Source organism: Pantoea sp. 9140, from assembly GCF_000745295.1.
GTDB lineage: Bacteria > Pseudomonadota > Gammaproteobacteria > Enterobacterales > Enterobacteriaceae > Pantoea > Pantoea vagans.
Map to the genome: position 1 here is coordinate 2,226,223 of NZ_JQNO01000001.1, position 25,892 is coordinate 2,252,114.

Annotated in this window: 20 protein-coding genes; all 20 read right to left on the minus strand. The window is 59.3% G+C overall.

Features of this window, described 5'->3' with window-relative positions; genetic code table 11:
• The 20 genes from FA92_RS10510 to FA92_RS10605 all read right to left on the minus strand — a co-directional run bounded on the left by FA92_RS10510 (position 1) and on the right by FA92_RS10605 (position 25,881).
• On the minus strand, positions 1 to 2,046 hold the full coding sequence (locus tag FA92_RS10510; protein WP_033783465.1) for a hydantoinase/oxoprolinase family protein: 2,046 nt from the start codon (positions 2,044 to 2,046) through the stop codon (positions 1 to 3).
• 18 nt (positions 2,047 to 2,064) lie between these two features.
• Positions 2,065 to 2,511, minus strand: coding sequence for a GNAT family N-acetyltransferase (locus FA92_RS10515; RefSeq protein WP_033783466.1), 447 nt, complete (start codon positions 2,509 to 2,511; stop codon positions 2,065 to 2,067).
• Between the two features lie 259 nt (positions 2,512 to 2,770).
• On the minus strand, positions 2,771 to 3,283 hold the full coding sequence (locus FA92_RS10520; RefSeq protein WP_010247853.1) for an Lrp/AsnC family transcriptional regulator: 513 nt from the start codon (positions 3,281 to 3,283) through the stop codon (positions 2,771 to 2,773).
• A gap of 165 nt (positions 3,284 to 3,448) precedes the next feature.
• A complete protein-coding gene (gene gabT, locus FA92_RS10525; protein WP_033783468.1) occupies positions 3,449 to 4,765 on the minus strand; it encodes a 4-aminobutyrate--2-oxoglutarate transaminase in 1,317 nt (438 codons plus the stop codon).
• A gap of 113 nt (positions 4,766 to 4,878) precedes the next feature.
• Complete coding sequence (locus FA92_RS10530) at positions 4,879 to 6,012, minus strand: M20 aminoacylase family protein (protein WP_013358366.1); 1,134 nt, start codon at positions 6,010 to 6,012, stop codon at positions 4,879 to 4,881.
• Between the two features lies 1 nt (position 6,013).
• Positions 6,014 to 6,940 carry a glyoxylate/hydroxypyruvate reductase A gene (locus FA92_RS10535; RefSeq protein WP_033783470.1) on the minus strand — a complete coding sequence of 309 codons (927 nt, stop codon included), beginning with the start codon at positions 6,938 to 6,940 and terminating at the stop codon, positions 6,014 to 6,016.
• Positions 6,940 to 7,782: a GNAT family N-acetyltransferase gene (locus tag FA92_RS10540; RefSeq protein WP_033783471.1), complete on the minus strand. Its 843-nt coding sequence runs from the start codon at positions 7,780 to 7,782 to the stop codon at positions 6,940 to 6,942. The genes FA92_RS10535 and FA92_RS10540 overlap by 1 nt, the downstream gene beginning before the upstream one ends.
• Positions 7,783 to 7,793: 11 nt before the next feature.
• Positions 7,794 to 9,125 carry an FAD-binding oxidoreductase gene (locus FA92_RS10545; RefSeq protein WP_033783473.1) on the minus strand — a complete coding sequence of 444 codons (1,332 nt, stop codon included), beginning with the start codon at positions 9,123 to 9,125 and terminating at the stop codon, positions 7,794 to 7,796.
• 138 nt (positions 9,126 to 9,263) lie between these two features.
• Complete coding sequence (locus FA92_RS10550; RefSeq protein WP_033783475.1) at positions 9,264 to 10,928, minus strand: ABC transporter ATP-binding protein; 1,665 nt, start codon at positions 10,926 to 10,928, stop codon at positions 9,264 to 9,266.
• Positions 10,925 to 11,776, minus strand: a complete 852-nt coding sequence (locus FA92_RS10555; protein ID WP_013358371.1) for an ABC transporter permease — start codon at positions 11,774 to 11,776, stop codon at positions 10,925 to 10,927. Before FA92_RS10555 ends, FA92_RS10550 begins: the two co-directional genes overlap by 4 nt.
• Positions 11,773 to 12,729: an ABC transporter permease gene (locus tag FA92_RS10560; RefSeq protein WP_013358372.1), complete on the minus strand. Its 957-nt coding sequence runs from the start codon at positions 12,727 to 12,729 to the stop codon at positions 11,773 to 11,775. The genes FA92_RS10555 and FA92_RS10560 overlap by 4 nt, the downstream gene beginning before the upstream one ends.
• Before the next feature lie 41 nt (positions 12,730 to 12,770).
• Entirely contained in the window at positions 12,771 to 14,378 is a 1,608-nt protein-coding gene (locus tag FA92_RS10565; protein ID WP_033783476.1) for an ABC transporter substrate-binding protein, read from the minus strand.
• Positions 14,379 to 14,459: 81 nt separating this feature from the next.
• Positions 14,460 to 15,737: an FAD-binding oxidoreductase gene (locus FA92_RS10570; RefSeq protein ID WP_033783477.1), complete on the minus strand. Its 1,278-nt coding sequence runs from the start codon at positions 15,735 to 15,737 to the stop codon at positions 14,460 to 14,462.
• Positions 15,738 to 15,747: 10 nt separating this feature from the next.
• Positions 15,748 to 16,416: a haloacid dehalogenase type II gene (locus tag FA92_RS10575; RefSeq protein ID WP_013358375.1), complete on the minus strand. Its 669-nt coding sequence runs from the start codon at positions 16,414 to 16,416 to the stop codon at positions 15,748 to 15,750.
• Between the two features lie 27 nt (positions 16,417 to 16,443).
• Positions 16,444 to 17,913: an aldehyde dehydrogenase family protein gene (locus tag FA92_RS10580; protein ID WP_013358376.1), complete on the minus strand. Its 1,470-nt coding sequence runs from the start codon at positions 17,911 to 17,913 to the stop codon at positions 16,444 to 16,446.
• A gap of 447 nt (positions 17,914 to 18,360) precedes the next feature.
• Positions 18,361 to 19,818 (minus strand): NAD-dependent succinate-semialdehyde dehydrogenase, encoded by a 1,458-nt coding sequence (locus tag FA92_RS10585; RefSeq protein WP_033783479.1) that lies wholly within the window; start codon positions 19,816 to 19,818, stop codon positions 18,361 to 18,363.
• A gap of 160 nt (positions 19,819 to 19,978) precedes the next feature.
• The gene (gene cbl / locus FA92_RS10590) at positions 19,979 to 20,938 is read right to left on the minus strand and encodes an HTH-type transcriptional regulator Cbl (RefSeq protein ID WP_013358380.1); all 960 of its coding nucleotides are present in this window, start codon (positions 20,936 to 20,938) and stop codon (positions 19,979 to 19,981) included.
• A 1,038-nt stretch (positions 20,939 to 21,976) separates the two neighbouring features.
• Positions 21,977 to 22,894 (minus strand): nitrogen assimilation transcriptional regulator NAC, encoded by a 918-nt coding sequence (nac, locus tag FA92_RS10595; protein WP_033783480.1) that lies wholly within the window; start codon positions 22,892 to 22,894, stop codon positions 21,977 to 21,979.
• Positions 22,895 to 23,347: 453 nt separating this feature from the next.
• Positions 23,348 to 24,373 carry an ABC transporter permease gene (locus FA92_RS10600; protein ID WP_179291192.1) on the minus strand — a complete coding sequence of 342 codons (1,026 nt, stop codon included), beginning with the start codon at positions 24,371 to 24,373 and terminating at the stop codon, positions 23,348 to 23,350.
• 23 nt (positions 24,374 to 24,396) lie between these two features.
• The gene (locus FA92_RS10605) at positions 24,397 to 25,881 is read right to left on the minus strand and encodes a sugar ABC transporter ATP-binding protein (RefSeq protein WP_033783481.1); all 1,485 of its coding nucleotides are present in this window, start codon (positions 25,879 to 25,881) and stop codon (positions 24,397 to 24,399) included.
• Positions 25,882 to 25,892: the final 11 nt, after the last annotated feature.

Sequence of the window (25,892 nt, forward strand, 5' to 3'; positions counted from 1 at the left end):
TTATGCCTCGTTCGCCGTGATCAGCAGGTTACCGAATGAATCGACCGTGACGCCCATGCCGGGCGGCACGCAGGTGGTGCAATCGTCCTGGGCGATGATGACCGGCCCACTGAGCTGATGTCCGGCGCGCAGCATCGAACGCAGCACTAAATCGACCTGATGCCAGCCGCTGTCGATCCAGGCTCGGGTCTGTTTCAGCACCGGTACGGGTGCTGTGGCGGGGGGAAGTGTGTTGATCACCGGTTTCGGCGTCGGCGAGGCGATGACCAGCCGCAGGTTGATCAACTGCACCGGTGCCTGCGGGTCACAATGACCAAACAGCTGTTGATGCTGGCGATCAAAGGCATCATGCAGCGCAGCGAAGTCCGCCTGCGTCAGCCAGCTCGCCTCCAGCGGCACGTCGATCTCAAACGACTGACCGCGATAGCGCATATCCGCGCTGAACTGCAGGCTGTATGACATGTCGCTGCCGTGCTCCTGCGCCAGCCAGCCGCAGGCGCGCTGCTGCAAGGCTTCGGCTTCACTGGCTAAGGTGTCGGCCAGCGCAGGCGTCAGATCGCCGTAGAGCGTACGGATAAAGTCGTTGCGGATGTCCGCCACCAGCCCGCCCAGCGCGGAGAGCACGCCCGGCGTCGGCGGCACGATCACCCCTTTCATGTTCAGTTCGCGGGCGAGAAAACAGCCCATCATCGGCCCCGCGCCGCCAAAGGCAAGGAACCAGAATTCACGGGGATCGAGGCCAAAGCGCGACAGCAGGCCGCTGGTGTCGCTGTACATGCTGGAGATGGCCAGCTGGATAGCGGTTTCGGCGGTTTCTTCGACCGAAATAGCGAGCGCATCCGCCAGCGGCTGCCAGGCCGAACAGGCGGCGGCGACATCCACCGTCACCGCGTCATAACCCAGCGCACCGTGGCCCATCATGCCGCAGGCGGCAAAGGCATCGGTGGCGGTCGGCTGCGTGCCGCCGCGCTGGAAGCAGACCGGACCCGGCAGCGAACCGGCGCTGTCCGGCCCCATCTGCAATACGCCCTGCCCATCAATCCACGCCAGCGAGCCGCCGCCCTGACCCACCGAGGTCACAGCGACAGAAGGAATAAAGATCGGGAAATCCCCGATAATCTCGCCGTTGCCCTGCGCCACCTTGCCGTCGATGATCACCGCCACGTCGGCGCTGGTGCCGCCGATATCCAGGCTGAGAATTTTGTCAAAACCGCAGGTGCTGGCGAGATAGCTGGCGCCAATCACCCCTGAGGCGGTGCCGGAGAGCACCATCTGCACGCATTCGCGCTTCGCCTGGTCAACGCCCATCACCCCGCCGTTGGATTTGGTAATGCGCGGCGGCGGCTTCACGCCGAGCCGTTGCAGTGCCTGCTCAAAGGATTCCAGGTAGTGGATCACCATCGGCTGCACGTAGGCGTTGATGGTGGCGGTAATGGTGCGTTCATATTCGCGGATAATCGGCCAGATGTCGGCGGAACAGGAGGTCAGCAGTTCAGGCGCCACCTCATCGATAATCGCTTTTACCGCCGCTTCATTGTGCCGGTTGCGATAGCTGTGCAGCAGCGAGACCACGATGCCCTGACAGCCGGCGGCGCGTGCCTGATCGATAGCGTCGAGCACGCTCTGGCGATCCACGGGTTGCAGTATATTGCCCTGCGCGTCGCTGCGTTCACGGATGGCAAATACCCTGTCGCGGGTAATCAGCGGTGCGGCACGACGTGAGAAAAGATCATGGATATGCGGGATTTTCAGCCGGGCCAGCTCCAGCACATCGCAGAAGCCCTCGGTGGCAAACAACGCCAGCCGCACGCCGCGCCGCTGGATCACCGCGTTGATGCCTACCGTGGTGCCGTGAGTGAAGTAGCCAATTTCAGCGGGATCAATGCCCTGCTGCTGCTGAAACTGCGCCAGTCCGGTCAGGATTTCACTGCCGGGCTTGTCCGGTCGCGACAGGACCTTCAGGGTGTGGATCTGGTTCGTTTGCTGATCGAGCACGGCGAAATCGGTAAAGGAACCACCAATATCCACGCCAACGCGGTATCGCATATCGGGTTAACTCCAGTGTCAGGAAGGGGGAAATTCCATCAGCGTCTCGGGATGTTGCACCACACGCCAGCCGAGCCGCTGGTAGACCTGATGCGCATCCTGGGTCGAGAGCATCCAGCGATGCACCGTTTGCAGCTCCGGGTGTTCCCGGACGCAGGTCGCCAGCCAGCTGCCCAGCCCGTGACCACGCCAGTTTTCATCAATCATCACGTCGCACAGCCAGCCAAAGCGGGTGTAGTCGGTGATCAGTCGGGCAAAGCCAATCTGTGCCTGCTGGTGATAGAGGCCAAACGGCAGCGAACCGGCAATCGCCCGCCGGGTTTTCGCTTCCGGCTGGCCTTTAGCCCAGTACGACTTCTCCGCCAGCTGAATGTGGATCCAGGCCAGATCGAGCCGCTGGCGATCGGTAGAGACAGTGAACGCATCGCGCTGCCACTGCTGGTCAGCAATCTGTAATGAGTCCATGACAACTCCTTGTATCGGTTGAATTCAGTGTAAAAGGGTTCGCTCAACGATTGAGGCCGTAGCACGCGACAAAACCGGACAGAGCGACTGAATTTTGGGCAGGGAAAAAATTTTATGCTGAGAGAAAAATCGCAAAGGTTAAAGAGGCAGGAAGCCGGTCTGTGAGCAAAGGCGGGTGTGGTGAACAGCAGACAGAGACAATGCGTGTGGCCGCCCTCTCCACCTCTCCACCGGGAAGGTGGCGAGGGGCGACAACCCGTTATACGCCGAATTCGACTGAGTTATGTTTGCCGATGAGCGATCGTAACGGCACGCTGCTTTTCATGATGGGGGATTTGATGACGATATAGCTGAAGTACTTATCGATGCCGATCTGCGCGTCGAGCATCTTCTCAATCACTTCCTGGTAATGTTCAATGCTGCGGGTAATAAAGCGCAGCAGATAGTCATAGCCGCCGGTGATCAGATGGCACTCCATCAGTTCATCGACGTCGCGCATCGCACTTTCAAATTTCATAAAGTCTTCGCGGCGATGGCCGGACAGGGTGACTTCGGTAAAGACGGTCACTGAATCGGTGATGCGGGTGAGATTAATGTGCGCTTCATAACCGGTGATAAAACCGGCCTGTTCCAGACGTTTGACCCGTTGCAGACAGGGGCTGGGCGAGAGGCCTACGGCGTCGGCGAGGTTAACGTTGCTGATACGGCCATCTTTCTGGAGTTGCACCAGGATGTTGATGTCGATGCGGTCGAGTTTCATTAAGCCGTTCATAGCACCCCCCTCATTGTCAGAGCCTGTTGGGCCAGGCGCTCAATCAAATGTTCAGAACCTCCCGAAGATATAACATGCTTTACCGTAAACGCGCCAGCGCTTCGCAGTGGTTATACCAGCGGGAGATTTTCAAATTACTCTAACAAAATCAATGAGGAATGCGGCTTAACCCAGCCGACCGGTGGCACGGGCCAGCGCAATATCGAAAATATGCAGCGCCTCTTCCAGCTGTGAGTCGGTGGTGACCAGCGGTGCCAGGAAACGGATGGTGTTGCGATGCAGGCCGCACTTGATCAGCAGCAGGCCTTCCTGACAGGCGCTGTCGAGGATCTTCTGAGTCAGTGACGCATCGGGACGACCGGTTTCGAAATCGAGAATCTCCACCGCCTGCATAAAGCCCACGCCGCGCACGTCACCAATGCAGGCATATTTATCCGCCAGCTGTCGCAGACGGGCATTGAGCTGTTCGCCGAGCTGACAGGAACGCTGCAGCAGGTTCTCCTGTTCAAACAGGTCCAGCACCGCCAGCGCTGCCGCACAGCCCAGTGCGTTGCCGCCGTAGGTGCCGCCTAAGCCGCCAGGCGTAGGCGCATCCATGATCGCCGCCCGTCCCACCACGCCGGAAATCGGCAGACCGCCGCCCAGGCTTTTTGCCAGAGTGATCAAATCCGGTTTGATACCCAGTTGCTGGAAGGCGAACATCGTGCCGGTACGTCCGAAGCCGGACTGCACTTCATCACAAATCAGCAGAATGCCGTGCTGGCTGGTAATGCGACGCAGCGCCTGCATAAAGGCTGGTCCGGCTGGCAGGAAGCCGCCGTCGCCCTGAACCGGCTCGATGATAATCGCCGCCACACGCTCCGGCAGGATCTGCACCGCGAACAGTTGATCCAGCGCCTTCAGACAGTCCGCTTCCGTCACGCCGTGCAGTGGATTCGGGAAGGGCAGACGATAGATGTCGCCGGGGAACGGGCCAAAATTCTGTTTGTATGGCGCGGACATGCCGGTCAGGGTAATGCCCAGCAGGGTGCGGCCATGAAACGCGCCATCAAACGCGATAATGCCGGGGCGCTGGGTGTGAGAGCGGGCAATCTTCACCGCATTTTCCACCGCTTCCGCGCCGCTGGTGAAGAAGACACTTTTGTACGCCTCATCGCCGCCCACCAGTTTGTTCAGCCGCTGCGCCAGCTCAATGTAGCCCGGATAGGCCACCACCTGAAAACAGGCGTGTGACACCAGACCAAGCTGGCGGGTCACCGCATTGACTACCGCCGGGTGATTGTGGCCGACATTCAGCACGCCGATGCCGCCAACAAAGTCGAGATAGCGATTGCCCTCAACGTCCCACACTTCACTGCCTCTGGCGCGTTCAATCACCAGCGGATGGGCGGTCACTACACCGCGCGGCACGTTCTGCTCGCGTGCATCCAGTAACAGGCTGTTATCGGAGTATGCTTGCTGCTCTGCCATGACATTCTGCATTTTAAACCCTCATCCACGTAACGTTCGGTTGGCTCAAGTATCGCAACCCGCTGGTTTCTCACGCTGCCGTAATTCCCCAGGCAGCGGCATTTCCTGTCAAAATCCCGCTGCATTCAGCAGGGAAATTTCTCTGCCAGCGCCTGACGTACCAGCGCGACAAAAACGTTAACGCCATACGGGATCAGCGCATCGTTGAAGTCATATGCGGCATGGTGCAATGGCTTGCAGGGTGCCGATCCCAGCCACAGATAGGCACCGGGCCGCGCCTGCAGCATAAAAGCGAAATCTTCCGAGGTGAGCGCGGGTCTGGCCGCGGTGTCAGCCGGGATGCCTGCCTGCGTCAGCGCCTCCAGGCAAAACTGCGCTTCCGTCGCGCTGTTCATCGTCGCCGGGTAGTAACGCTGATAGCTCACTTCTGCGTGCAACCCATGAGCCGCCGTGACGTGCTCCGCCATCTGGCGCAGCCGTGCTTCAATCGTATCCTGCGCCGCCGGGCTGAAGGTACGCACCGTGCCGGTGATACTCGCCTCGGCCGGGATCATGTTGTGTGAAAAGCCGCCCTGCATCCGTGTGACGGTAAGCAGCGCGGTTTCGCACGGATCCAAAGCGCGTGAAACCAGCGTATTGAGCTGCACCACCAGTTCACTGGTCGCCAGCAAAGTGTCACGCGTCAGGTGAGGCTGCGCGGCGTGACCGCCGCCGCCCAGCACCCGGATATCAAAGCGGTCGGCTGCTGCCATAATCGGGCCAGGGCGGGTCTCTACCTGACCGAGCGGCAGTTCCGGCCAGTTGTGAATGGCGTAGACCGCCTCACAGGGAAAGCGGCTGAACAGACCGTCGTCGATCATCGCTTTTGCACCCGCCAGTCCCTCTTCGGCTGGCTGGAAGATAAAGCAGACGCTGCCGTCAAAGCTGACGTCCCGCGCCAGTTTTTCAGCGGCACCCAGCAGCATCACCATATGGCCGTCGTGGCCACAGGCATGACTCACCTGCTCTGCCTGACTTTGCCATTCCGTGCCGCTCTGGTCCTGCATCGGCAGCGCATCCATGTCGGCGCGCAGGCCAATCATGCGTTCACTGCTGCCCTTCTTCAGTATCCCGACCACGCCGGTTTTACCGATGCCGCGATGCACCTCAATGCCCAGCTGGTGCAGGAAGTTCGCCACGATGTCGCTGGTGCGCTGCTCCTGAAAACCCAGTTCCGGGTGCGCATGCAGGTCGCGGCGCAGTGCGACTAAATGTTCCATCTTAATATCCTCGCGAACGGTCAATCTCACCGTGCAGCGGCTCGCCACGCTGGTAGCGCCGCAGGTTCTCCAGCAGGGCCGCAATGGCGCTCTCATTCTGCGTCTGGCTGGCAATGTGCGGCGTCAGCCAGATGGCGGGATGGTGCCAGAAGGGATGGCCCGGCGGTAACGGCTCCGGATCGGTGACGTCAACGACGGCGGCACGCAGCTGACCGCTCTCCAGTGCCCTCAGCAGATCATCATCATTCAGCTGCGGGCCGCGCCCGGCCTGCACCAGCGCCGCGCCGTGCGGTAGCTGGCTGAACAGCGACTGATTCAGTAAACCCTGGGTGGTGTCGGTCAGCGGAAGCAGGCAGACCAGAATCTCGCTGTGCGCCAGGAAGTCAGCGAGTTGATCATTGCCGTACCAGCAGCGCACGCCGGGGCACTCGCGCGGTGTGCGGCTCCAGCCTGCGCAGTCAAAGCCCAGCGCCACCAGCCGCGCTAACGCGGCCTGCCCCAGTTCGCCCAGCCCCATCACGCCGACCCGACGCTGCCCGGCAGGTATGGCTGCATGAGGCTGCCACTGCTGCTGCCGTTGCTGATGAAAATAGCGCGGCATGTCGCGATGCAGACCGAGCACCGCGAAGGTGACATATTCCACCATGCCCTGCGTCAGGCCCGGCTCGATCATTCTTATCACAGGCAGGTCTGGCGGCAGCGCGCTGAAGTCAAACTGGTCGGCACCCGCCCCCACCGAGAACAGCAGTTTCAGCCGGGGAAACAGCGCCGGAATATCTTCGGGTGGCTGCCAGGCGACCAGCGCTTCAACCTGCTCCGGATCACCGGTCTCCGGCCAGAGATGCAGCTGAATGTCAGGCGCATGCTCGGCCAGCCAGCGCTGCCAGATCCGGCCTCGTTCCGGCTCCGATTTATAGACGATATGCATCAGGCCATCGCCTGCGTCATCAGTCCAAATGCCTGCATACCCTGCGGCGTCCAGGGCGTGCCGCGCACCATGGTGGTGGGCGCATCGACCTGAGGAATACCAAGACTTTCAAGCCACCCCGCCATCGGCAGCGCGGCGTCGGTATCGATGCGCAGAAATTCACCCTGCAGCGACTGCATCAGCGAGGCGACCAGTGCCTGAGCGGCCGGAAAGTCTGCTGCGATCACCGGGCCAATTGCCCAGCCGTGACCAAAGCGGCGCAGGCTGGCGAAGCCCTGAATCTGCTGCTGCGCATCCTCTAAAATCACTGTCTGGCTGTCGCGAAGCAGGTGGTCGATCAGCGCCGGGCGATGCATGCCGTGTGCCAGCTGATCCAGCGTCACCAGCATGCCGTGATCGGCAGCCGTCGCCGGGCGCAGTTTCAGCCCTGCGGGGATCACCACCTCTGGCAGCGTGGTCACGGCACGCGTCTGGTGCTGGCGGATCTCACCACAGCTGACAAAGCCGAGCTTTTCATACAGCCCTTTGCCCATTTCGGTGGCGTGCAGACGCACGTTAACGTCGGGCACTTTTTCCAGCTGTGCCAGCATCAGCTGCTTGCCCAGGCCGCGTCCCTGCTGCTGGTTATCGATAATCACCAGTCCCACCGTGGCGGCATGGTCACCCCAGCGCCAGAGTACTGCGCTGCCAATCAGTTTGCCCTGCTCTTCTATTACCGTGCCCTCGCCCAGCTGCAGCGCCAGCTGCCAGTCTTCACGGCGATGGGGCCATTTCAGCACCTGGGTTAAGGTGAAACACGTTTCAATATCATCTGGCGTCATTGCGCGTATTGTCAGGCTCATTCGCGTTCTCCTTACATCATGCCTGGCGTGTCAAGTCCGCTGCCGTCAACCAGACGGCTGTAGCGGTACGGCTGAGGATCAACGATGGGTGTGGCTTCGGTCGCCAGGTCGGCAGCCAGTCGTCCGGCACCGGGTCCGATACCGAAGCCGTGGGCGCTGTAACCCGCCGAGAGCACCAGCCCCGGCAGTTTCGCCACGGTTGAGATCACCGGAATCGCGTCCGGGGTGCTGTCAATCATGCCGCCCCACGACTGCGCCAGCCGGAGATTCGCCAGCGCCGGATATTCACGCCGCATTGCCGCCAGGCCCTCTTCCACGATTTTTGCATCCGCTGCCGGATCGAGAATGCGCATCCGCTCAAACGGCGACTCGCGGTCGAATGACCAGCCCCCCATCGCTTCAGGGCCATTGAAGAACGGTGACAGGCCGAGATTCAGGGTCAGATTCTTTCGGCGGCTTTTAAAGGTCGGATAGAACTGACGGGCATAGCGCAGCCCCTGAGCGCCCGGCTCAAGACGTCCGCGGCCTGAGACTGAGACGGTATAGCTGCCATCCATTTGTGGGCGACAGGCAAAGCCCGGTGTGTAGAGCGGCATGGCGATCGCCTGCTCAATAGGCTGCGTGCGGAAGGCAGTGCCAATCACGTTGCCCAGCGGCAGGTCGATGCCGTGACGACGGCAGAACATGGAGGTCCAGGCCCCGGCGGCACAGATAACCCGGCTGGTTTTGATCAAACCGCGCTCGGTCCAGACGCCGCTGACCCGTCCGGCGGCAATATCCAGCCCGCGGACTGCGCACTGCTGAAACAGCAGTGCACCCTTTTTCTGCGCGCCCGCCACCAGCCCCGGTGCGGCCAGGCGCGGCTCGGCGTGACCATCGGTCGGCGACGAGAGACCGCCCAGCCAGTTTGTGGTGCTGCCGGGCGTCATTGCTTTAGCCTGCTCTGCGGTGAGAATCGAACTGCGCATGCCATAGCCTTTCGCCATCTGGTTCCACTTATCCCAGGCCGCGATATCCGACTCTTCCTGGGTGGCGTAGACCAGCCCGCTGCGGCGGAAACCCAGCTCTTCACCGGTTTCTTCACTTAGCTCACCCCAGCGTTGCAGCGCATAGATAATCAGCGGCAATTCACGCTCATCGCGGTTTTGCTGGCGGCACCAGCCCCAGTTGCGGCTCGACTGCTCAGCGCCAACCAGCCCTTTTTCAATCAGCACCACCTTCACTCCCTGCTTCGCCAGCTCCCAGGTGGCGGCGGCACCGGCGATACCGGCGCCAATCACCACCACATCGGCGGAATCGGGAAAGTCAGCACTGTCCTGTACATAACGAATCGGTGCGGGCATAACAAGATGACCTCTGTTGTCAGTATCGGGTCTGGCGCACGGCGACATCGCCGCTGTACGCTGACCCACGCCGCCTGCCTTGCACATCAGTACTGCGCAGACGGATAAATTCAGTTGCCCGTAAGGCTCAGCGGCCACTCACTCCGCTTTTAAAATCTCTTCATGTTCATCCAGCCAGCCCTGCCGCAGCTCCGGCACCGCGCGTTTCAGCCGCTCGAAATACAACTCGCTGGTCGGCTTGTCGTAGTCATTGCGTGCCAGCTGGGTGACGATGCGACCGCTTTTCATCACCACAATTTCGTCGCACACCGCGCGCACCGCATGCATATCGTGGCTGATGAAGATCACCGAGAGCCCCAGCTCACGGCGCAGTTCGCTGATTAAGTCGAGGACGGCGGCGGCGACCACAGTATCCAGCGCCGAGGTCACTTCATCGCACAAAATCAGATCCGGCTCCGCTGCCAGCGCACGCGCCAGATTGACGCGCTGCTTCTGACCGCCGGAGAGCGCCCAGGGACGCCGCCACAGCACGCTGCGCGGCAGTTGCACCAGATCCAGCAGCTGATAAAGTCGCTGCTGCCGGGCTGCCCCGCTCAGGCCATGAAACAGCGTCAGCGGTCGCGACAGGATGCGCTCAACGCTATGGGCCGGATTCAGCGCGGTATCTGCCATCTGGAATACATACTGAATGCGCCGCAGCTCGTTGTCAGGACGTTTCTGCATATCGCCGGCAATATAGTGGCCGTTAAACAGGATATGCCCGTGGCTCGGCGCGTTGAGACCTGCAATTGCATGAGCCAGCGTCGTTTTGCCGGAGCCTGACTCGCCGATGATGCCAATCGCCTGCCCTTTCCACAGCTTAAGGTTAATCTCCTCCAGAATACGTATTTTCGGCTGGCCGTCGCTGTCGCGCGGGCCGTAACCGGCGTTAAGATCGCGCACTTCCAGCAGCGGCTGAATATCGGCGGCAGCCGGACACCAGTTGCTGGACCGCTCTTTCTGCCGCGCCGCTTCCATCAGCAGCCGGGTGTACTCCGCCTGCGGCGCGCCAATCAGGTGCGCGGTGCTGCCATACTCCGCCATTTTACCGCGCAGCAGCACCAGAATCCGGTCAGCCATCTGTGCCACCACGGCCAGATCGTGACTGACGTAGATCGCGGTGACGCCGCGCTGCACCACCACGCGGCGAAACGCCTTCAGCACTTCCACCTGCGTGGTGACATCCAGTGCGGTCGTGGGCTCATCCAGGATCACGACGTCAGGATCGCCAATCAGCGCCATCGCCGTCATCAGACGCTGTAACTGACCGCCCGACACCTGGTGCGGGAACCGGTCGCCAATGGTCTCGGGATTGGGCAACGCCAGCTCACGGAACAGGCCAATCGCTTTGGCTTTCGCGTCTTTGCGGGTCATCGTGCCGTGAATAACCACCGGCTCAATCACCTGGTCGAGGATCTTCATCCCCGGATTAAATGACGCCGCGGCGCTCTGGGCGATATAGGCGACCTTGTTGCCGCGAAACGCGCGCAGCTGGCCCGGTGACAGACTGTTCACATCGGTGCCGGCAACGTGAATATTGCCCTCAGCGATGCGGCAGCCGTTGCGGGCATAGCCCATCAGTGCCATGGCGATGGTGGTTTTTCCGGAGCCGGATTCGCCAATCAGCGCCAGTACCTCGCCCTTCTGCACCGTGAAGTGAATATCCGACACAAGGTCGAGCTCTTCACCGCGATCGGTCTGCGCGGTGACGCGCAGTTTATCTACCGAAATCACCGGCATAGCGGTATGTGGTGTCACGTTCATGCTCCCTCCTTCGCCAGCGTCATCGGACGCATCGCCTGCAGGCTGTCAATAAACAGGTTGGCACCAATGGTCAGGCTGGCAATCGCCAGTGCGGGCATCAGTACCGCGGGCGAGCCATCAAACAGCCCCTGCATATTTTCACGTACCAGCGTGCCCCAGTCGGCGTACGGCGGCTGTACCCCCAGGCCGAGGAAGCTCAGGCCGCTCAGCAGCAGCACGATGTAGACAAAGCGCAGGCCAAAGTCCGTCAGCATCGGGTGCACCATGTTAGGCAGGATATCGTGAATGGCGATATACCAGCGGCTTTCGCCCCGCAGCCGTGACGCCCGGACGTAGTCCATGCTGCGCAGCGAGCTGGCCATGGCAAAAGCAATGCGGAATGCGCCCGGCCAGTAGGTGAACACCGCCGTCAGGATCAGCATGGGCAGCGAGGAGCCAAACACCGCGACAATCATCAGCGACAGTACCTTGCCCGGCAGCACCAGCAGGGCATCGTTGACGCGTCCCAGCAGCTCCTCCAGCCAGCGTCCCGTTACCGCCGCCAGCAGGGCCAGCAGCGTGCCGATCAGGCTGGCCAGCAGCGCCGCACTCAGCGCCAGGCCGATGGAGAACTTCGCGCCGTAGAGGATACGGCTCAGCATGTCGCGCCCCAGGTAGTCGGTCCCCAGCAGGTTATCGGCCGTCATGCCGCCCATCAGCGGGCCGCCGCCGATGTCATCAATGCTGTGCGGGGCCAGTGGCGTGCCAAACACCGCCATCAGCAGCCAGAACAGCGACATGATCAGACCCAGCCGGCCCGACCAGGAGAGCGACTGTAAGAAACGCCAGGGCAACAAGAGTGTATTCATGCGCTTCTCCATTTCGGGTTAAAGGCGATAGTCAGAATGTCGGCCGCCAGCAGCAGAACCAGGTAGCAGGCGGCGAACAGCATCACGCAAAGCTGAACCACCGGCAGGTCGCGGTTGCTGACCGCATCCACCAGCTGGCTGGCCAGACCGGGATAGCTGAAGATGGTTTCGATGATGATCACCCCGCCAAACAGGTAGGAGAGACTGAGAGAGATCGCATTGGCGATGGGTCCGACCGCGTTGGGCAGCGCATGACGCAGCACGGCGCGGAGCGGCGACACCCCTTTAAGCAGCGCCATCTCCAGGTAGGGGCTGTCGAGCTGATTGATAATGGCGGCCCGCGTCATGCGGGCCATCTGCGCCACCAGCACGCAGCAGAGCGTCAGCACCGGCAGCGCATAGGCTTTGAGGTAGCTCAGCAGGTCGCTGTCCGGACTGCCGAACGACATCGCCGACACCCAGTGCAGTTTGACGGCGAAAATCAACACCGCCACGGTCGCGACCAGGAACTCCGGCACGGCCACCGTCGCCATGGTGCCGATAACCAGCGCCCGATCGAGCCTTGAACCGCGGTTCATCGCCGCGATAATGCCGATAATCAGCGCCAGCGGCACGCAGATCAGCGTGGTGATGCCCGCCAGTTCGAAGGTGGCGGGTATGCGCTGCGCCACCAGCTGCGAGACCGGCAGATGGCTGGCAAACGAGATGCCAAAGTCACCCTGCACCATACCCGTCAGCCAGTGGAGATAGCGCACCAGTAGAGGCTGATCGAGACCCAGCTGCTGCCGTAACGCCGCCACCGTTTCCGGCGTGGCGTTCTGGCCGAGGATCATCTGCGCCGCGTCACCCGGCAACAGGCTGGTGATGAAAAACACCACCGCCGAGACGATAAGCAACGTCAGGATGCCGGCGCCAATGCGCCGGGCAATCAGGAACAGCATGTATCGGTTCATCGGCGAACTCCTTATGAATAGCCTGATGGGACAGGCTGAGATCAGGCGGTCAGCCAGGCAAACTCATGGAAGCGGTAGCCCATCATCATGCCTGACGGCCAGGCTTCGACCCCTTTGACCTTTTTGTTGTAGCCATCGGTGGAGCTGATAAAGGTCGGGATGATCGTGCCGCAGTGGTCATAAATCAGCGTCTGCATGTCGCCATACATCTGCTTGCGCTTTGCCTGATCGCGTTCTCCGCGCGCGGCGACCACCAGTTGATCAAACTGCGGATTTTTCCAGCCCGACTCGTTATTCGGTGCGGTAGAGAGATAAAACTGTGAGAAGAGCATGTCGAGCGTCGGACGCGGATTTATCGAGCCATATCCCACCGGATCTTTCATCCAGTGCGAAGACCAGTAACCGTCATACGGCACGCGTCGCACTTTTATGTTCAGCCCCGCCCCGCGCGCCAGCTGCTGGATCATCTGCCCGCCTTCATTCGCCCCTTCAATGTTGGGCGTCGTGATGATCTCTACCGTAGCGCCCGCCATGCCCGCTTTTTTAATGTGGAACTTCGCTTTTTCGATGTCGAGCGGACGCGGTTTGAGATCGGCGTTGTAAAGCGGATGCCACGGCGGTACCGGGGTGTCATTACTGACGTCGCCGTAACCCTGCAGTACCGTTTTCACCAGCATTTCGCGCGGCTGCAGATATTTCATCGCCAGCACAAAATCTTCATTGTTACCTGGCTTCACGTCGGTACGGATAATCAGGTTGGTGTACATGCCTGATTTGCTTTCCAGTATGCCAAACTCGCTGCTGGCTTTGATGCGTTTGCAGTCCGCGGCGCTCAGAGTGGAGACCATCTGCAGATCGCCCGACATCAGGGCATTGACACGCGCCGCGTTGTCAGTGACGCCAATCAGCTCCACCTCATCCAGATGCGGCAGACCGGGCTTGTAGTAGTTGGGATTTTTGGTACCAATGGTGCGCGTGCCTGGCATAAAGGTTTTGCAGACAAACGGACCGGTGCCGATGCCTTTACTGAAGTCGGTGGTGCCGTCTTTGACAATCAAAAACGGCGGCGTCGCCAGCATGTAAGGGACGTCAAAGTTGGCGTTGTTCAGCTCCAGCTGCACCTCATTATCATTGACCGCGCTGAAGGTTTTAAACTGATCGGCCAGCTTAAAGGCGATTGAGGCGATGGCCGGATCTTTGTGTCGGCTGAGCGAGAAGATCACGTCTTTAGCGGTCAGCGGTTTGCCATCATGGAAGGTGATGCCCTTCCGCAGTTTAATATGCCAGGTGATGCCGTCGCTGGATTCCACTGATTCGGCCAGCGCCGGTTGCGCCATCAGGTTTTTGTCCAGTTCGGTCAGGCCGCTGTAGAACATAAACTGACGGGTATAGTCCGCGCTGTTGTTACTTTTCGCCGGATCGAGTGTGTCGGTAGCGGAGGCATTCGACATTGCCGCCCGCAGTTTACCGCCTTTGACCGGCTTGTCGTCCGCCAGTGCCGCCCCGGAAAAGCCCACCAGCCCGCTGCTCATCACCGCACCGGCGGAAAGAATCTTCATCAGGCTGCGGCGTGACAGCGAGCCTTCGGTGATCATGCGCGTCAGTGCCGGATTTACCGCATCAGCGTCGTTATTATCAAATTTACTCATCTCTCTACCCTCAATAGTCAGGCGAACCGGGATCATGTTCTGGCGGTGCTGGCAACCTGGCGGCCAGCACCCGACGGGACGTTAAGAAAGGCGATCCTTTGCTTTGTAATAGAGTCCTGCGAGCGGTAAAAACCATGGCTTGCCGTGATAACCGGGCAGCGCGGGCCATGCGTCGCGCTGCCAGGGATTTTCAGTGCGCTTTTCGGCCAGCAGATCGGCCATTACCCGTCCCATCCACACCGACATCTGCGTGCCGTGGCCGCTGTAGCCCAGCGAATAGAAGAGGCCATCCTGTTCACCCGCATGCGGCAGACGGTCGGCGGTCATATCGACCATGCCGCCCCAGCAGTAATCCAGCGCTGCCTGGCCGAGTTGCGGCAGCATCTGCGTCATCGCGTGGCGCAGGATCTCGCCGCTGCGCGAATCAGAGGTCGGGTTGCTGACCGCAAACCGCGCCCGGCCGCCAAACACCAGCCGGCTGTCGGCAGTGGTGCGGAAGTAGTTGCCGATATTCAGCGACGTCACGTAGGTCCGATTGTTGGGCAGCACCTGGCGCAGCAGCGCCGGGTCGAGTGCTTCGGTCACCACGATAAAGCTGCCGACCGGCACGATGCGGCGCTGAAACCAGGGAAAAGGGCCGACGTTGGAGCAGCCGGTCGCCATCAGCACCTTATCCGCCAGAAGGGTGCCGTTTGCAGTGTGAATCCGGTGCTGATAGCCCTTCAGTCGCTCTAACTTCGTCACGGCATGATGCGGATAAATCTTCGCCCCGCTGCGCGCGGCGGCTTCAGCCAGCCCGATGCCAAATTTGCCCATGTGCATCTGACCGCCACGCTTCTGCAGCAGGCCGCCGTGGAACTTGTCGCTGGCGATCTCGTCGCGCACTGCCGTTTTGTCGAGCAGTTCGATCTCCGGGTCCACGGTGCGGCGCATCAGTTCATACGCCTCCCGAAGCCCGGCGACATGCGAGGCTTTGCTGGCGAGCTTGAGTTTGCCGCACAGCCGGAAGTCGCAGTCGATCGCTTCATCCTGAATCAGTTGCTGGACGTAGCTCACGGCGTCGTCAAATGCCCGGTAGAAGCGGCTGGCCTGTTCCAGACCCTGACTCGCTACCAGCGAGGCGAAGTTCTGCGCCACACCGGTATTGCAGTGACCGCCGTTGCGCGCCGATGCCTGGCTCATGACGTCGCCACTCTCCAGCAGCACCACGCTGATGCCGCTGCGCGCCAGGTTAAGGGCTGCCGAGACACCGGTGAAGCCGCCGCCAATTACCACCACCTCCGCCTGGGCGGGCAACGGTTCGCGGGCAGCACCGGCAAAGGCCGGAGCCGTAGCCTGCCAGAACGATTCCAGTTTCATGGGGGGTTCCTCAGAGTCCGACGACGCCAGGCAGGCCGCCGATATCTTTGATTTCGGTGTACTGGTAGTACGGGTTCGCCGGTTCATGACCGCGATTGACCCAGACTTTGTTTTTGATGCCGAGATCGTAGGCGGTCATCAGGTCATAGCGGAAGCTGGAGGAGACGTGCAGGATCTCTTCCGGGCCGCAGTCAAGCTTATCCAGCATGTACTCGAAGCCCTTCATCTGCGGTTTGTAGGCACCCGCTTCTTCCGCCGTGATGGTCATGTGGATCGGTGCGCCCAGACGCGGTATATGGTGCGGGATCAGGTCTTTCATGGAGTTAGTCAGCAGCACCAGCGGGAACTCTTTTGCGACTTTCGCCAGCCCGGCCGGCACGTCGGGATGCGGACCCCAGCTGGCGCAATCGGTGTAAATGAAGTCGCTGTCGGCTTTATCCCATTCAACGCCCCACTTTTTGCAGGTGCGCTGGATGGCATTGCTAACCACGTCGTAATAAGGTTTCCATGCGCCGAGCACCTCATCCAGCCGGTAACTGGCAAAATCAGCGGTGAAGGCGTGCATGGCCTCAGGGTCGACGCGGTCGCTGAAACAGCGTTCTGCCGCACCGGCCATATCGAAGCGAATCAGCGTGCCGTAACAGTCAAACGTGATGAATTTCGGTTTAAACAGTGCCATGTAACACCCTCGTCTTGTCAGTTGCGCTTAGAAATCGATGAGTACGCTCTTCTGGCGCTGGCAGGCCTGAAACGCCTGACGCCCTAAATCTTTGCCAATGCCGGAGCCGAGAAAACCGCCGGTAGGAATGATGAAGTCGCCGGAGCGGCCATAGCGGTTAATCCAGACGGTGCCTGCGTCAATAGCTCGCATCGCCCGCAGCGCGCGCGGCAGGCTCAGGGTGTGGACACCGGCGCAGAGGCCGTAGGTGTCGTGGGCGGCCATCGCCAGTCCCTGCTCTTCATCATCAAACGTCTGTACCGTCAGCACCGGACCAAAAATCTCCTGCTGAACCGCCGGGTTATCCTGCGCCACATGGCTCAGCAGCGTCGGCTGCCAGAACCAGCCGTTGTCCGTGTCGGCAAAGCGCTCTCCGCCCACCAGCACCTCTGCGCCCTGCGCTTTTGCGGCTTCAATGACCGAGCAGACTTTGTTGCCCTGGCGTTCATCGATCAGCGGCGCGTAGCGGCTGCCCTCCTGCCAGGTGACGCCCGGTTTCACTTCCCGGCAAAGCTGGGCCAGCCGCTCAACCAGCGGATCGGCAATGTTGCGCTGCACAATAAGACGGGTGCCCGCCACGCACGCCTGACCGCCGTTGGCAGTGAAGCCGCGCAGAATGCGCTGAGCCAGCACCTCAAGGTCACCCGCATCATCAAATACCAGCTGCGGGCTTTTGCCGCCCAGCTCCAGCGTCACCGGTTTCATGCCGTGCTGCGCGGCATCGCTCATGATGCGCGCGCCGGTCAGGGTCGAGCCGGTAAACGAGACTTTGCGCACCAGTGGATGTTTCACCAGCGCACTGCCGGTCACCGCGCCACTGCCCTGCACAATGTTCAGCACGCCCGCTGGCAGGCCCGCCTGAATCGCCAGTTCAGCCATGCGCACCGTCGAAAACGGGGTCAGTTCAGAGGGTTTCAGCACCACCGCATTGCCTGCTGCCAGCGCGGGTCCGCATTTCCACGACGCCATCGACAGCGGGAAATTCCACGGGGTAATCGCGGCGATGACGCCATAGGGTTCCGCAATCAGCATGCCGAGGCTGCTGTCGCGGGTGGGAAAGAGATCGCCGCTGTATTTGTCTGCGCATTCGGCGTAAAAGCGAATCGCCTCGGCGGTAAACGGAATTTCGTGCAGCACCACGTCGCTGATGGGCCGGGTTGAGCCCAGCGCTTCCAGCTGAGCCAGCAGCGCGTCCTGCTCTATCAGGTCAGCCCAGCGGCGTAACACGCGACCGCGTTCACGCGGCGGACAGCCAGACCAGCCGCTGGTTTTCAGCGCCTGATGCGCCACGGTGACGGCACGATCAACATCCTGCGGCGTGGCGTCCTGCAGCGTGGCATAGCCCCTGCCATCAGAGGGACGTTTAACCTCAAAGGCTGCGCCCTGACTCTGGCAGTGCTGGCCGCCAATATAATGGCCAGCCGGAAGAGAAACTTTTTCAGGGTCGAAACTTAACATGGAAGAATTCCTTATTTGTAACACCCATCAGTTGCTGGCTTAATAGCGTTTTTAACTGGCGATTTCTGCGCTGTTAATAAGCTAATGCAGAAAGTATGCCAGCCGGGCAAAAAATAAAAATGCGTTTAAAACAGCGCAAAAAAATTTTCTGCCGTATTGCCGGGGTAATTTTTGCGGATTTGCCGAACAATTAAACAGATGATTTACTTCACAAAATTTATGCGCCCTGCTGGTGCAACCTGCACGGAAATTGCACCAAAGCGGATATTCCGGTTCAGGCTGCTCACTTCTGCACTCATGACACACCGATTTACCGACCGGCCTCACATCCCTGATAAATTCTTTACTTTTTAAAGAGAATTATTTGACGCCGTGGAAATAATTCTGTGCGTCAGGCATAAAAAAACGCCAGCCGGATCGTCCGGCTGGCGTTTTGGTCATATTTAATTACAGACTGCCAATATGAAAAGTTTTCTGTTCCAGATATTCATCAATTCCGTAGCGGGATCCTTCCCGGCCAATACCGGAAAGTTTCACGCCTCCAAAGGGGGCAACTTCAAGAGAAATCGCGCCGGTATTAAAGCCGACCATGCCAAACTCCAACGCTTCCGCCACCCGCCAGGCACGCCGGATATTTTCGGTAAAGAAGTAGGCGCCCAGTCCGTAGGGCGTGTCATTCGCCATTGCGATGGCCTCATCCTCATCATCAAAGATAAACAGCGGCGCGACCGGACCGAATGTCTCCTCATGAGCAATGCGCATGCTGGACGTGACCTCGCCGAGCACCGTGGGCTGAACAAAAGTACCGTTGCCCTGGCTGATGCCGCCGGTCAGCAGCGTGGCACCCTGGCTGAGCGCATCATCGATGTGACCATTCACCTTTTCTACCGCGCGGGGGGTAATCAGCGGACCCATGGTGCTGTCGGGCGCAAAGCCATCACCCACTTTCAGGGTGGCGACCGCCTCCAGCAGTCGCGCGGTGAAGCGCGTATAGATGTTACGCTGCACCAGAATTCTGTTGGCGCAGACGCAGGTCTGCCCGGCGTTGCGGAACTTGCTGAGCATGACGCCCGCGACCGCAATCTCAATGTCGGCATCATCAAACACGATCAGCGGCGCGTTGCCGCCCAGCTCCAGGCTCAGACGTTTGATGCTGTCAGCGCTTTGCTGCATTAATAACTGCCCGATGCGGGTCGAGCCGGTGAAGGAGATTTTACGCACCGTACGGCTACCAGTCAGCGCCGCACCGATCTCTGTAGGCAGGCCGGTCAGCACCTGTAATACGCCTGACGGAAAACCGGCACGTTCTGCCAGCACCGCGAGGGCCAGTGCCGAGAGCGGCGTTAATTCAGAGGGTTTGACGATAATCGGGCATCCGGCGGCCAGCGCGGGGGCCACCTTACGGGTGATCATCGCAATCGGGAAGTTCCAGGGAGTGATGGCGGCGGCAACGCCTACCGGCTGTTTCAGCACCAGAATGCGCCGGTCATCGCTGGGCGCGGGAATGGTGTCGCCATAGACACGGCGCGCCTCTTCCGCGAACCATTTCACAAAGCTGGCCCCGTAGAGCACTTCGCCTCTGGCTTCCGCCAGCGGTTTGCCCTGCTCTGCGGTCATGATGATCGCCAGGTCGTCAGCATGTTCAATAATCAGTTGATGCCATTTTTCCAGCAGCGCGGCACGGCTGGCGTTAGTGGTTTTTCCCCAGCTGATGCGAACCGTTTCCGCATAGGCTATCGCCTGCTCTGTTTCCGCACGGCCCAGCGCCGGTATGGTCGCCAGCGTTTCGCCCGTGGCGGGATCGGTAACCGGCAGCGTGGCACCCTGATGTGCATCCTGCCAGCGTCCGGCAAATAACGCCTGCTGGCGCAGCAGATCGCTGTCTTTAAGTTGTAATCGCGACATAACATCCCCTTGTGGTCAGCTGATTCCACTTTATCGCGCCGGGTCAGCGCAGGATGTTGTTGTGCGGGGTCAGAAAGGTCGCTAAGCGAGTTTTTCGCGGGGATTTAAAATTTTATGCTGTGCGGAAATGTGCGCGCATCCGGTGGGATGCGCACGCGCTTTAAATCTGGAAGTCGATGACCGGTTCGTCGTCATTACTGTAGGAGAGCGCCTGGCGTTTGATCTCCTCCAGCGACAGATTAGCGTTACAGAGTTCCAGGAACTGCCAGACATAATTGCGCTGCAGCTGTCCCCGCTTGAGGCCGAGCCAGACGGTGCTGGCATCAAACAGATGCGTGGCGTCGATGCGTACCAGCTCTTCACTCTCTTCCGTTTCACACGCCTGATCGGCCAGTATCCCGACGCCCAGACCAAGTTTAACGTAGGTTTTCACCACGTCGGAGTCCTGGGCGCTGAGCACGATGTCCGGTTTTAAACCCGCCGACTGGAAGGCACGGTCAACCCGCGAACGACCGGTGATACCCTGGCGGTAAGTAATGAGGGGATAACGGCTGAGGGTGCTCAGTGAAACCGGTTGATTCTGTACCAGCTCATGATCTTTCGGCACCAGCAACGCATGATGCCAGCTGAACCAGGGGAATGCCGCCAGGCTGCTGTTATTGACCAGCATTTCACTGGCGATGCCGATGTCCGCTTCACCCGCCAGCAGCATGGTGACAATTTCCTGCGGCGATCCCTGGTTGAGTTCCAGACGAACGTTGGGATAGAGCTGACGAAACGCTTTAATGATTTTCGGCAGACTGTAGCGCGCCTGAGTATGGGTCGTTGCAATTGTCAGAATGCCGCTGGTTTCATTAGTAAAGACATCGGCCAGACGTCGTACCTTCCCTGCTTCATCGAGGATGCGTTCGGCGATGGTCAGCAGCGCTTTACCCGGTTCGGTCATTCCCAGCAGGCGCTTACCGCGACGAATAAAGATCTCAACACCCAGTTCATCTTCCAGGTCACGAATGTGCCGACTGACACCTGACTGGGAGGTAAACAGCGTGTTAGCGACTTCCGTTAAGTTAAACTCACAGCGGGCCGCCTCGCGGATGATTTTAAGCTGCTGGAAATTCACGACATTTACCTCTCTTTACATAATCTGATTCCCTAATGTTAAGAACTATTATTGATAACAGGAAATACTAAAAAATTTGGCTTTATGACCTTAGGGAATAACGGGGGAGATTACGCGGATGCGCTGAGGTGTTCGCTGCGCGAACGGGGCTGGGTGCGGAGCTGAAGCTGGTGTTTGTTCGCTGCGCGAACGGGCTATGAGAAGGTTTCGTTCGCCTGGCGGATTGGCATCTCTGGGTGTTCGCTGCGCGAACGGGCTATGAGAGGGGTTTCGTTCGCCTGGTGAGCCGGGCAGTTTCAGTTACGCCTCTGCAGGCGACCAACAAGGGGGCGCCAGTCGCCGCGCCCCCTTGACCCCGGGCTCCGGCCTGCTTCACCGCCGCTTCGCGGTCCCTTCGCTTCTTCCGGATTTCTCAGGGACCGCCGGGACGCGCCATCCCTGGCGCGAACCCGCCTCTTCGCGACATCCCTGTCGCTCGTCCTGAAATCCCTCATCCGCTCAACGGCTCAGATGGCCTCCCTGACCCCCTGCTGTTATTTCTTCTTCTTACGTTGGGTATTTTATCGCTTTACGTTTCCGGGATTGGCTTTGGCTTTGGCTTTGGCTTTGGCTTTGGCTTTGGCTTTACAGGTCAGCAGACAACGCAGCACCAGAGAAAAAAAAGAAATCACAGGCGGAGGTTTGGGAGAGGCATCCGGAGCGCTGAGGAACAACCAGAGGCCAGGATGAGCCGACAGGACGTCGGCGAAAGGACGGTTCGCGCCAGGGATGGCGCGTCCGGACGGTCCGCGGGCCGCAGGGCGTGACGAAGGGACCCCGCAGAGCGGGGCGCGCAGGCTGCCGGACGCCGGGATTGTTAAGGGGCGGGCGTCCGCCCCTTGACGCGTCCGCCTGCACGGAGGACCTGAAACTCTCCACCGCCTGGCGGGCGTAACCTGCTCAGACTCAGACCGCTGCAAAGCCTGACCTTAGCCCGCTGCAAAGCCTGACCTCAGCCCGCTGCAAAGCCTGACCTCAGCCCGCTGCAAAGCGCGCTCTCTACCCTACTAACATCAATTCCCGCTCCTCACTCAGCGGCTTATTCAGCAGCGACAGCAGGATATTTTTCACGGCCTGTGCAGAAGGCGACAGCGGCAACCGGGCTGAGATGTTCAGCGACAGCGGAAGACTCAGTGACGGGCTGTTGATGCGTGACATCCAGGCATCGGTTGAACCTACCAGCGCACGGGCGGCCGATTCAGGTAATACGGTGACACCCATGCCGCTGGAAATGGCTGCGGTCAGGGTTGAAATCGATTCGATCTCACCAATGATGCGCGCACTCAGGCGACGCAGTGAAAATGCCTCATCAACCCGTTTGCGCACTGCGCTATAGTCGCGGGGTAAAAACAGGCTCATCTGCGCTACATCGGCCAGATCGACGCTGGCTCCTGGGTAGTCGGTAGCGCCGACCAGGAAGAGATCTTCTTTCATCAGCGGCATGCTGTTGATGCCGGCAGTCGGAGCGCGATCGTACAGTACCGCCATATCCAGCTGACCGTTCATCACTTTCTCATTCAGCACGCTGCCGCTGTTTTCGTGCAGGTAGACCAGTACTTCAGGAAACTGATCGCGAACGGTTTGCAGCAGCGGCATGGTCAGCGAGGAGGCTGCTGTGCCGGGTGCCAGACCAATTGATACCTGGCCGCTCAGCACCTGACCGGCATTAATGACCGCCGTCTGGGCCTGCTCGCACTGGCGCAGAATAGTACGCGCATGACCATAGAGAATCTTTCCGGCTTCCGTTGGCGTGACGCCGCGCTTGGTGCGGATCAGGAGTTGCTGATCCAGCTCATTCTCCAGCGTTGCCACCTGCTGACTGAGTGCAGGCTGCGCGATGTGCAGCACTTCCGCTGCCTGCGTCAGACTGCCGATATCGACGATTTTCACAAAGTACTTCAGTCGTCTTAAATTCATCTTGCCTCCGTCACTTACCCTGAATAGCGAAAGGTGTCTGGCCCATCGCTCTGATGACAGAGATTTTGCAAGATGCAGGCCAGGTTTAAATCCTGCGCCTTGCCCGTCAGCCAGATTTTTCCTAACGGCCCGGAAAATAAGCGTTTCTGATTACCTCTTAAGGGTTAATAAGGATCAGGAATGCGTAATAGCAACAGAGGAGTCGAGCGGGCGCACTGTGGCAGTGCAGATGCTGCGAGTCAGACGTGCAGAAAAGTGATGACGGGCTGTACAGTTTTAGTGCAGTGGAAACGTATTGCACCGGATGAAGGCTCGCCAGGCTTACAGGAAAGCATTAACGAACAGACTGAGAATGTAACCGCTATCAGCGGGATTTCTTATCGCTGACGCTTCCTGAAGACAAAAAAGCAACCGTTGCCCTCTCCCGTTGCGGAAGAAGGCAACGCCTGCTGATTAACGTTTTTTACGGTTACGGTGCATGTCGATAGAGACCGCAGCGACGATGATCACCCCTTTGATGATGTCCTGAATATAGGCATCAACACCCACGAAGGTGAATCCGCTTTTAATCAGGCCAAGGATAACGGCACCAATTAATGTGCCGGTGATACGGCCGACACCGCCCATCAGGCTGCTGCCGCCGATAACGGCTGCGGCAATCGCATCCAGCTCGTAGGACATCCCCATGCTCGACTGGCCGCTGCTGACGCGCGCCGCCAGTACCACACCCGCCAGGCCAGAGAGCGCGCCGGCAATGGTGTAGACGATGATCAGATACTTATTAACGTTGATACCGGAGACTTTTGCCGAGGTCATGTTGCCGCCGATGGCGTAAACATATTTACCGTAGCGGGTATGTTTCAGGGCGATGTGAAACAGCAGTGCCACCACCAGGAAAATCACGACCGGCATGGCACCCTGACCGATTGAGGTAAAGCCATCGGAAAGGAAGCTGATGGGATTACCCTGAGTGTAATACTGCGCCAGACCGCGTGCCGACACCATCATGCCCAGCGTGGCAATGAAGGGCGGAATGCCGGTGCGGGTAATCAGTACACCATTGACCGCACCCGCCAGCAGACCAACACCAATACCGGCCGCGATAGGGATCACCGCAGGCATATTAACCAGCGACGGATACATCGGCGACAGGCTGTCAGAGGTCTGCGCCAGACTGGCGGCGACCACCGCCGCCAGGGCGATGACGGAACCGGACGAGAGATCGATACCGGTGGTGATAATGACCTGGGTCACGCCAACGGCGATAATCCCGATAATCGCCACCTGCAGGACAATCAGGATCAGACGGTTGGTGTTGAGCAGGAAAGACTGGTCACGCACGTACCAGCCAAACATTTCAAAAATCAATGCAATCCCCACCATCACCACAAAAATGCCGGTATCTTTCGGCAGTTTATGGCGCAGGCTGGCAAAAAAAGAGGGTTGCTGCGGGGCTGCCGGGGTAGCAGTAGCTTTCATATTGCTCATAGTGGTCTCGCGCCTCACTCGGATGCCAACGACAGAATGGTTTCCTGATCGGCTTCTTCTTTATCGAGGATGCCGGTTATACGCCCGCCGTGCATCACCATCACCCGGTCGCTCATGCCAAGGATTTCCGGCAGTTCAGAGGAGACCATGATGATAGCCACGCCACGGTTGGCGAGTTCACTGATTAAGCGGTAGATCTCCGCTTTAGCACCGACGTCTATACCACGCGTCGGTTCGTCCAGAATCAGAATCTTCGGTTGTGCCAGCAGCCAGCGGGCAATCAGAACCTTCTGCTGATTACCGCCGCTGAGGTTATTGATGATCTGATCCATGGTCGGCGTTTTGATATTGAGCCGACGGATCTGGTCCATGCAGTCCTGCGCCATCTTCACATGACTGACAAAACCGCTTTTGCCGCTGTACTCCGGCATGTTGACGATGCTCATGTTCTCCATCACCGACAGCACCAGAAACAGGCCAGACTTTTTACGGTCCTCAGTCAGGAACGCCATGCCTTTTTCAATTGCGGTTGAGGGTGAGTCGATCGTCACCGGTACGCCATCAATCAGGATCTCACCGCTGTCAAAACTCTCCATGCCGAACAGGCTCTCCATCACCTCGCTGCGACCGGCCCCCACCAGCCCGGCGACGCCGAGGATTTCACCCCGGCGCACGCTGAAACTGACATCGGTGAAACGATCTTTGCAGGTGAGATTACGCACCGTCAGCACCTCTTCCCCGATGGCACTGTTGAATTTCGGGAACAACTGCGTCAGCTCGCGTCCTACCATCTGTGTAATCAGCGACTGGCGGGTATATTTCGCCGTCTGATCGCTGGCGATCCAGCTGCCGTCGCGGAAAATACTGACTTCATCGGTGATGTTGAAAATCTCATCCATCTTGTGGCTGATGTAGATGATGGCTTTACCCTGCTCCCGCAGATCGCGAATGATGGTAAACAGATGCGCGACTTCAGTTTCCGTCAGCGCGGAGGTTGGCTCATCCATAATGACGATGTCTGAGTCCCAGGAGACCGCTTTGGCAATCTCAACCATCTGCTGCGACGCAATGCTCAGTTCACCCACCATCCGATCGGCTTTCAGACGGATATTCAGGCGGTTGAGCAGTTCCTGCGTCTTCTGATTAAGTCGGGCGTGATCGACAAAGCCAAACTTTATCGGCTCACGACCCAGCCAGATATTCTCAGCGACGGTCATGTAAGGCACCAGGTTGAGTTCCTGGTGGATCATTGAAATGCCGGAACGCAACGCGTCCATGGTGTCCTGAAACTGCACCGGCTCCCCTTTAATTTTGATGGTGCCCTTATCGGGACGATACATCCCGATAAGGCACTTCATTAAAGTGGATTTGCCCGCGCCATTTTCGCCCATCAAGGCATGTACCGTTCCCGGACGCACCCGCAACGACACGTTGTCGAGGGCTTTGACGCCGGGGAAGAACTTGCTGATGCCTTCGGCTTCAAGCGCAAACGCGTTCATACATCACCTCC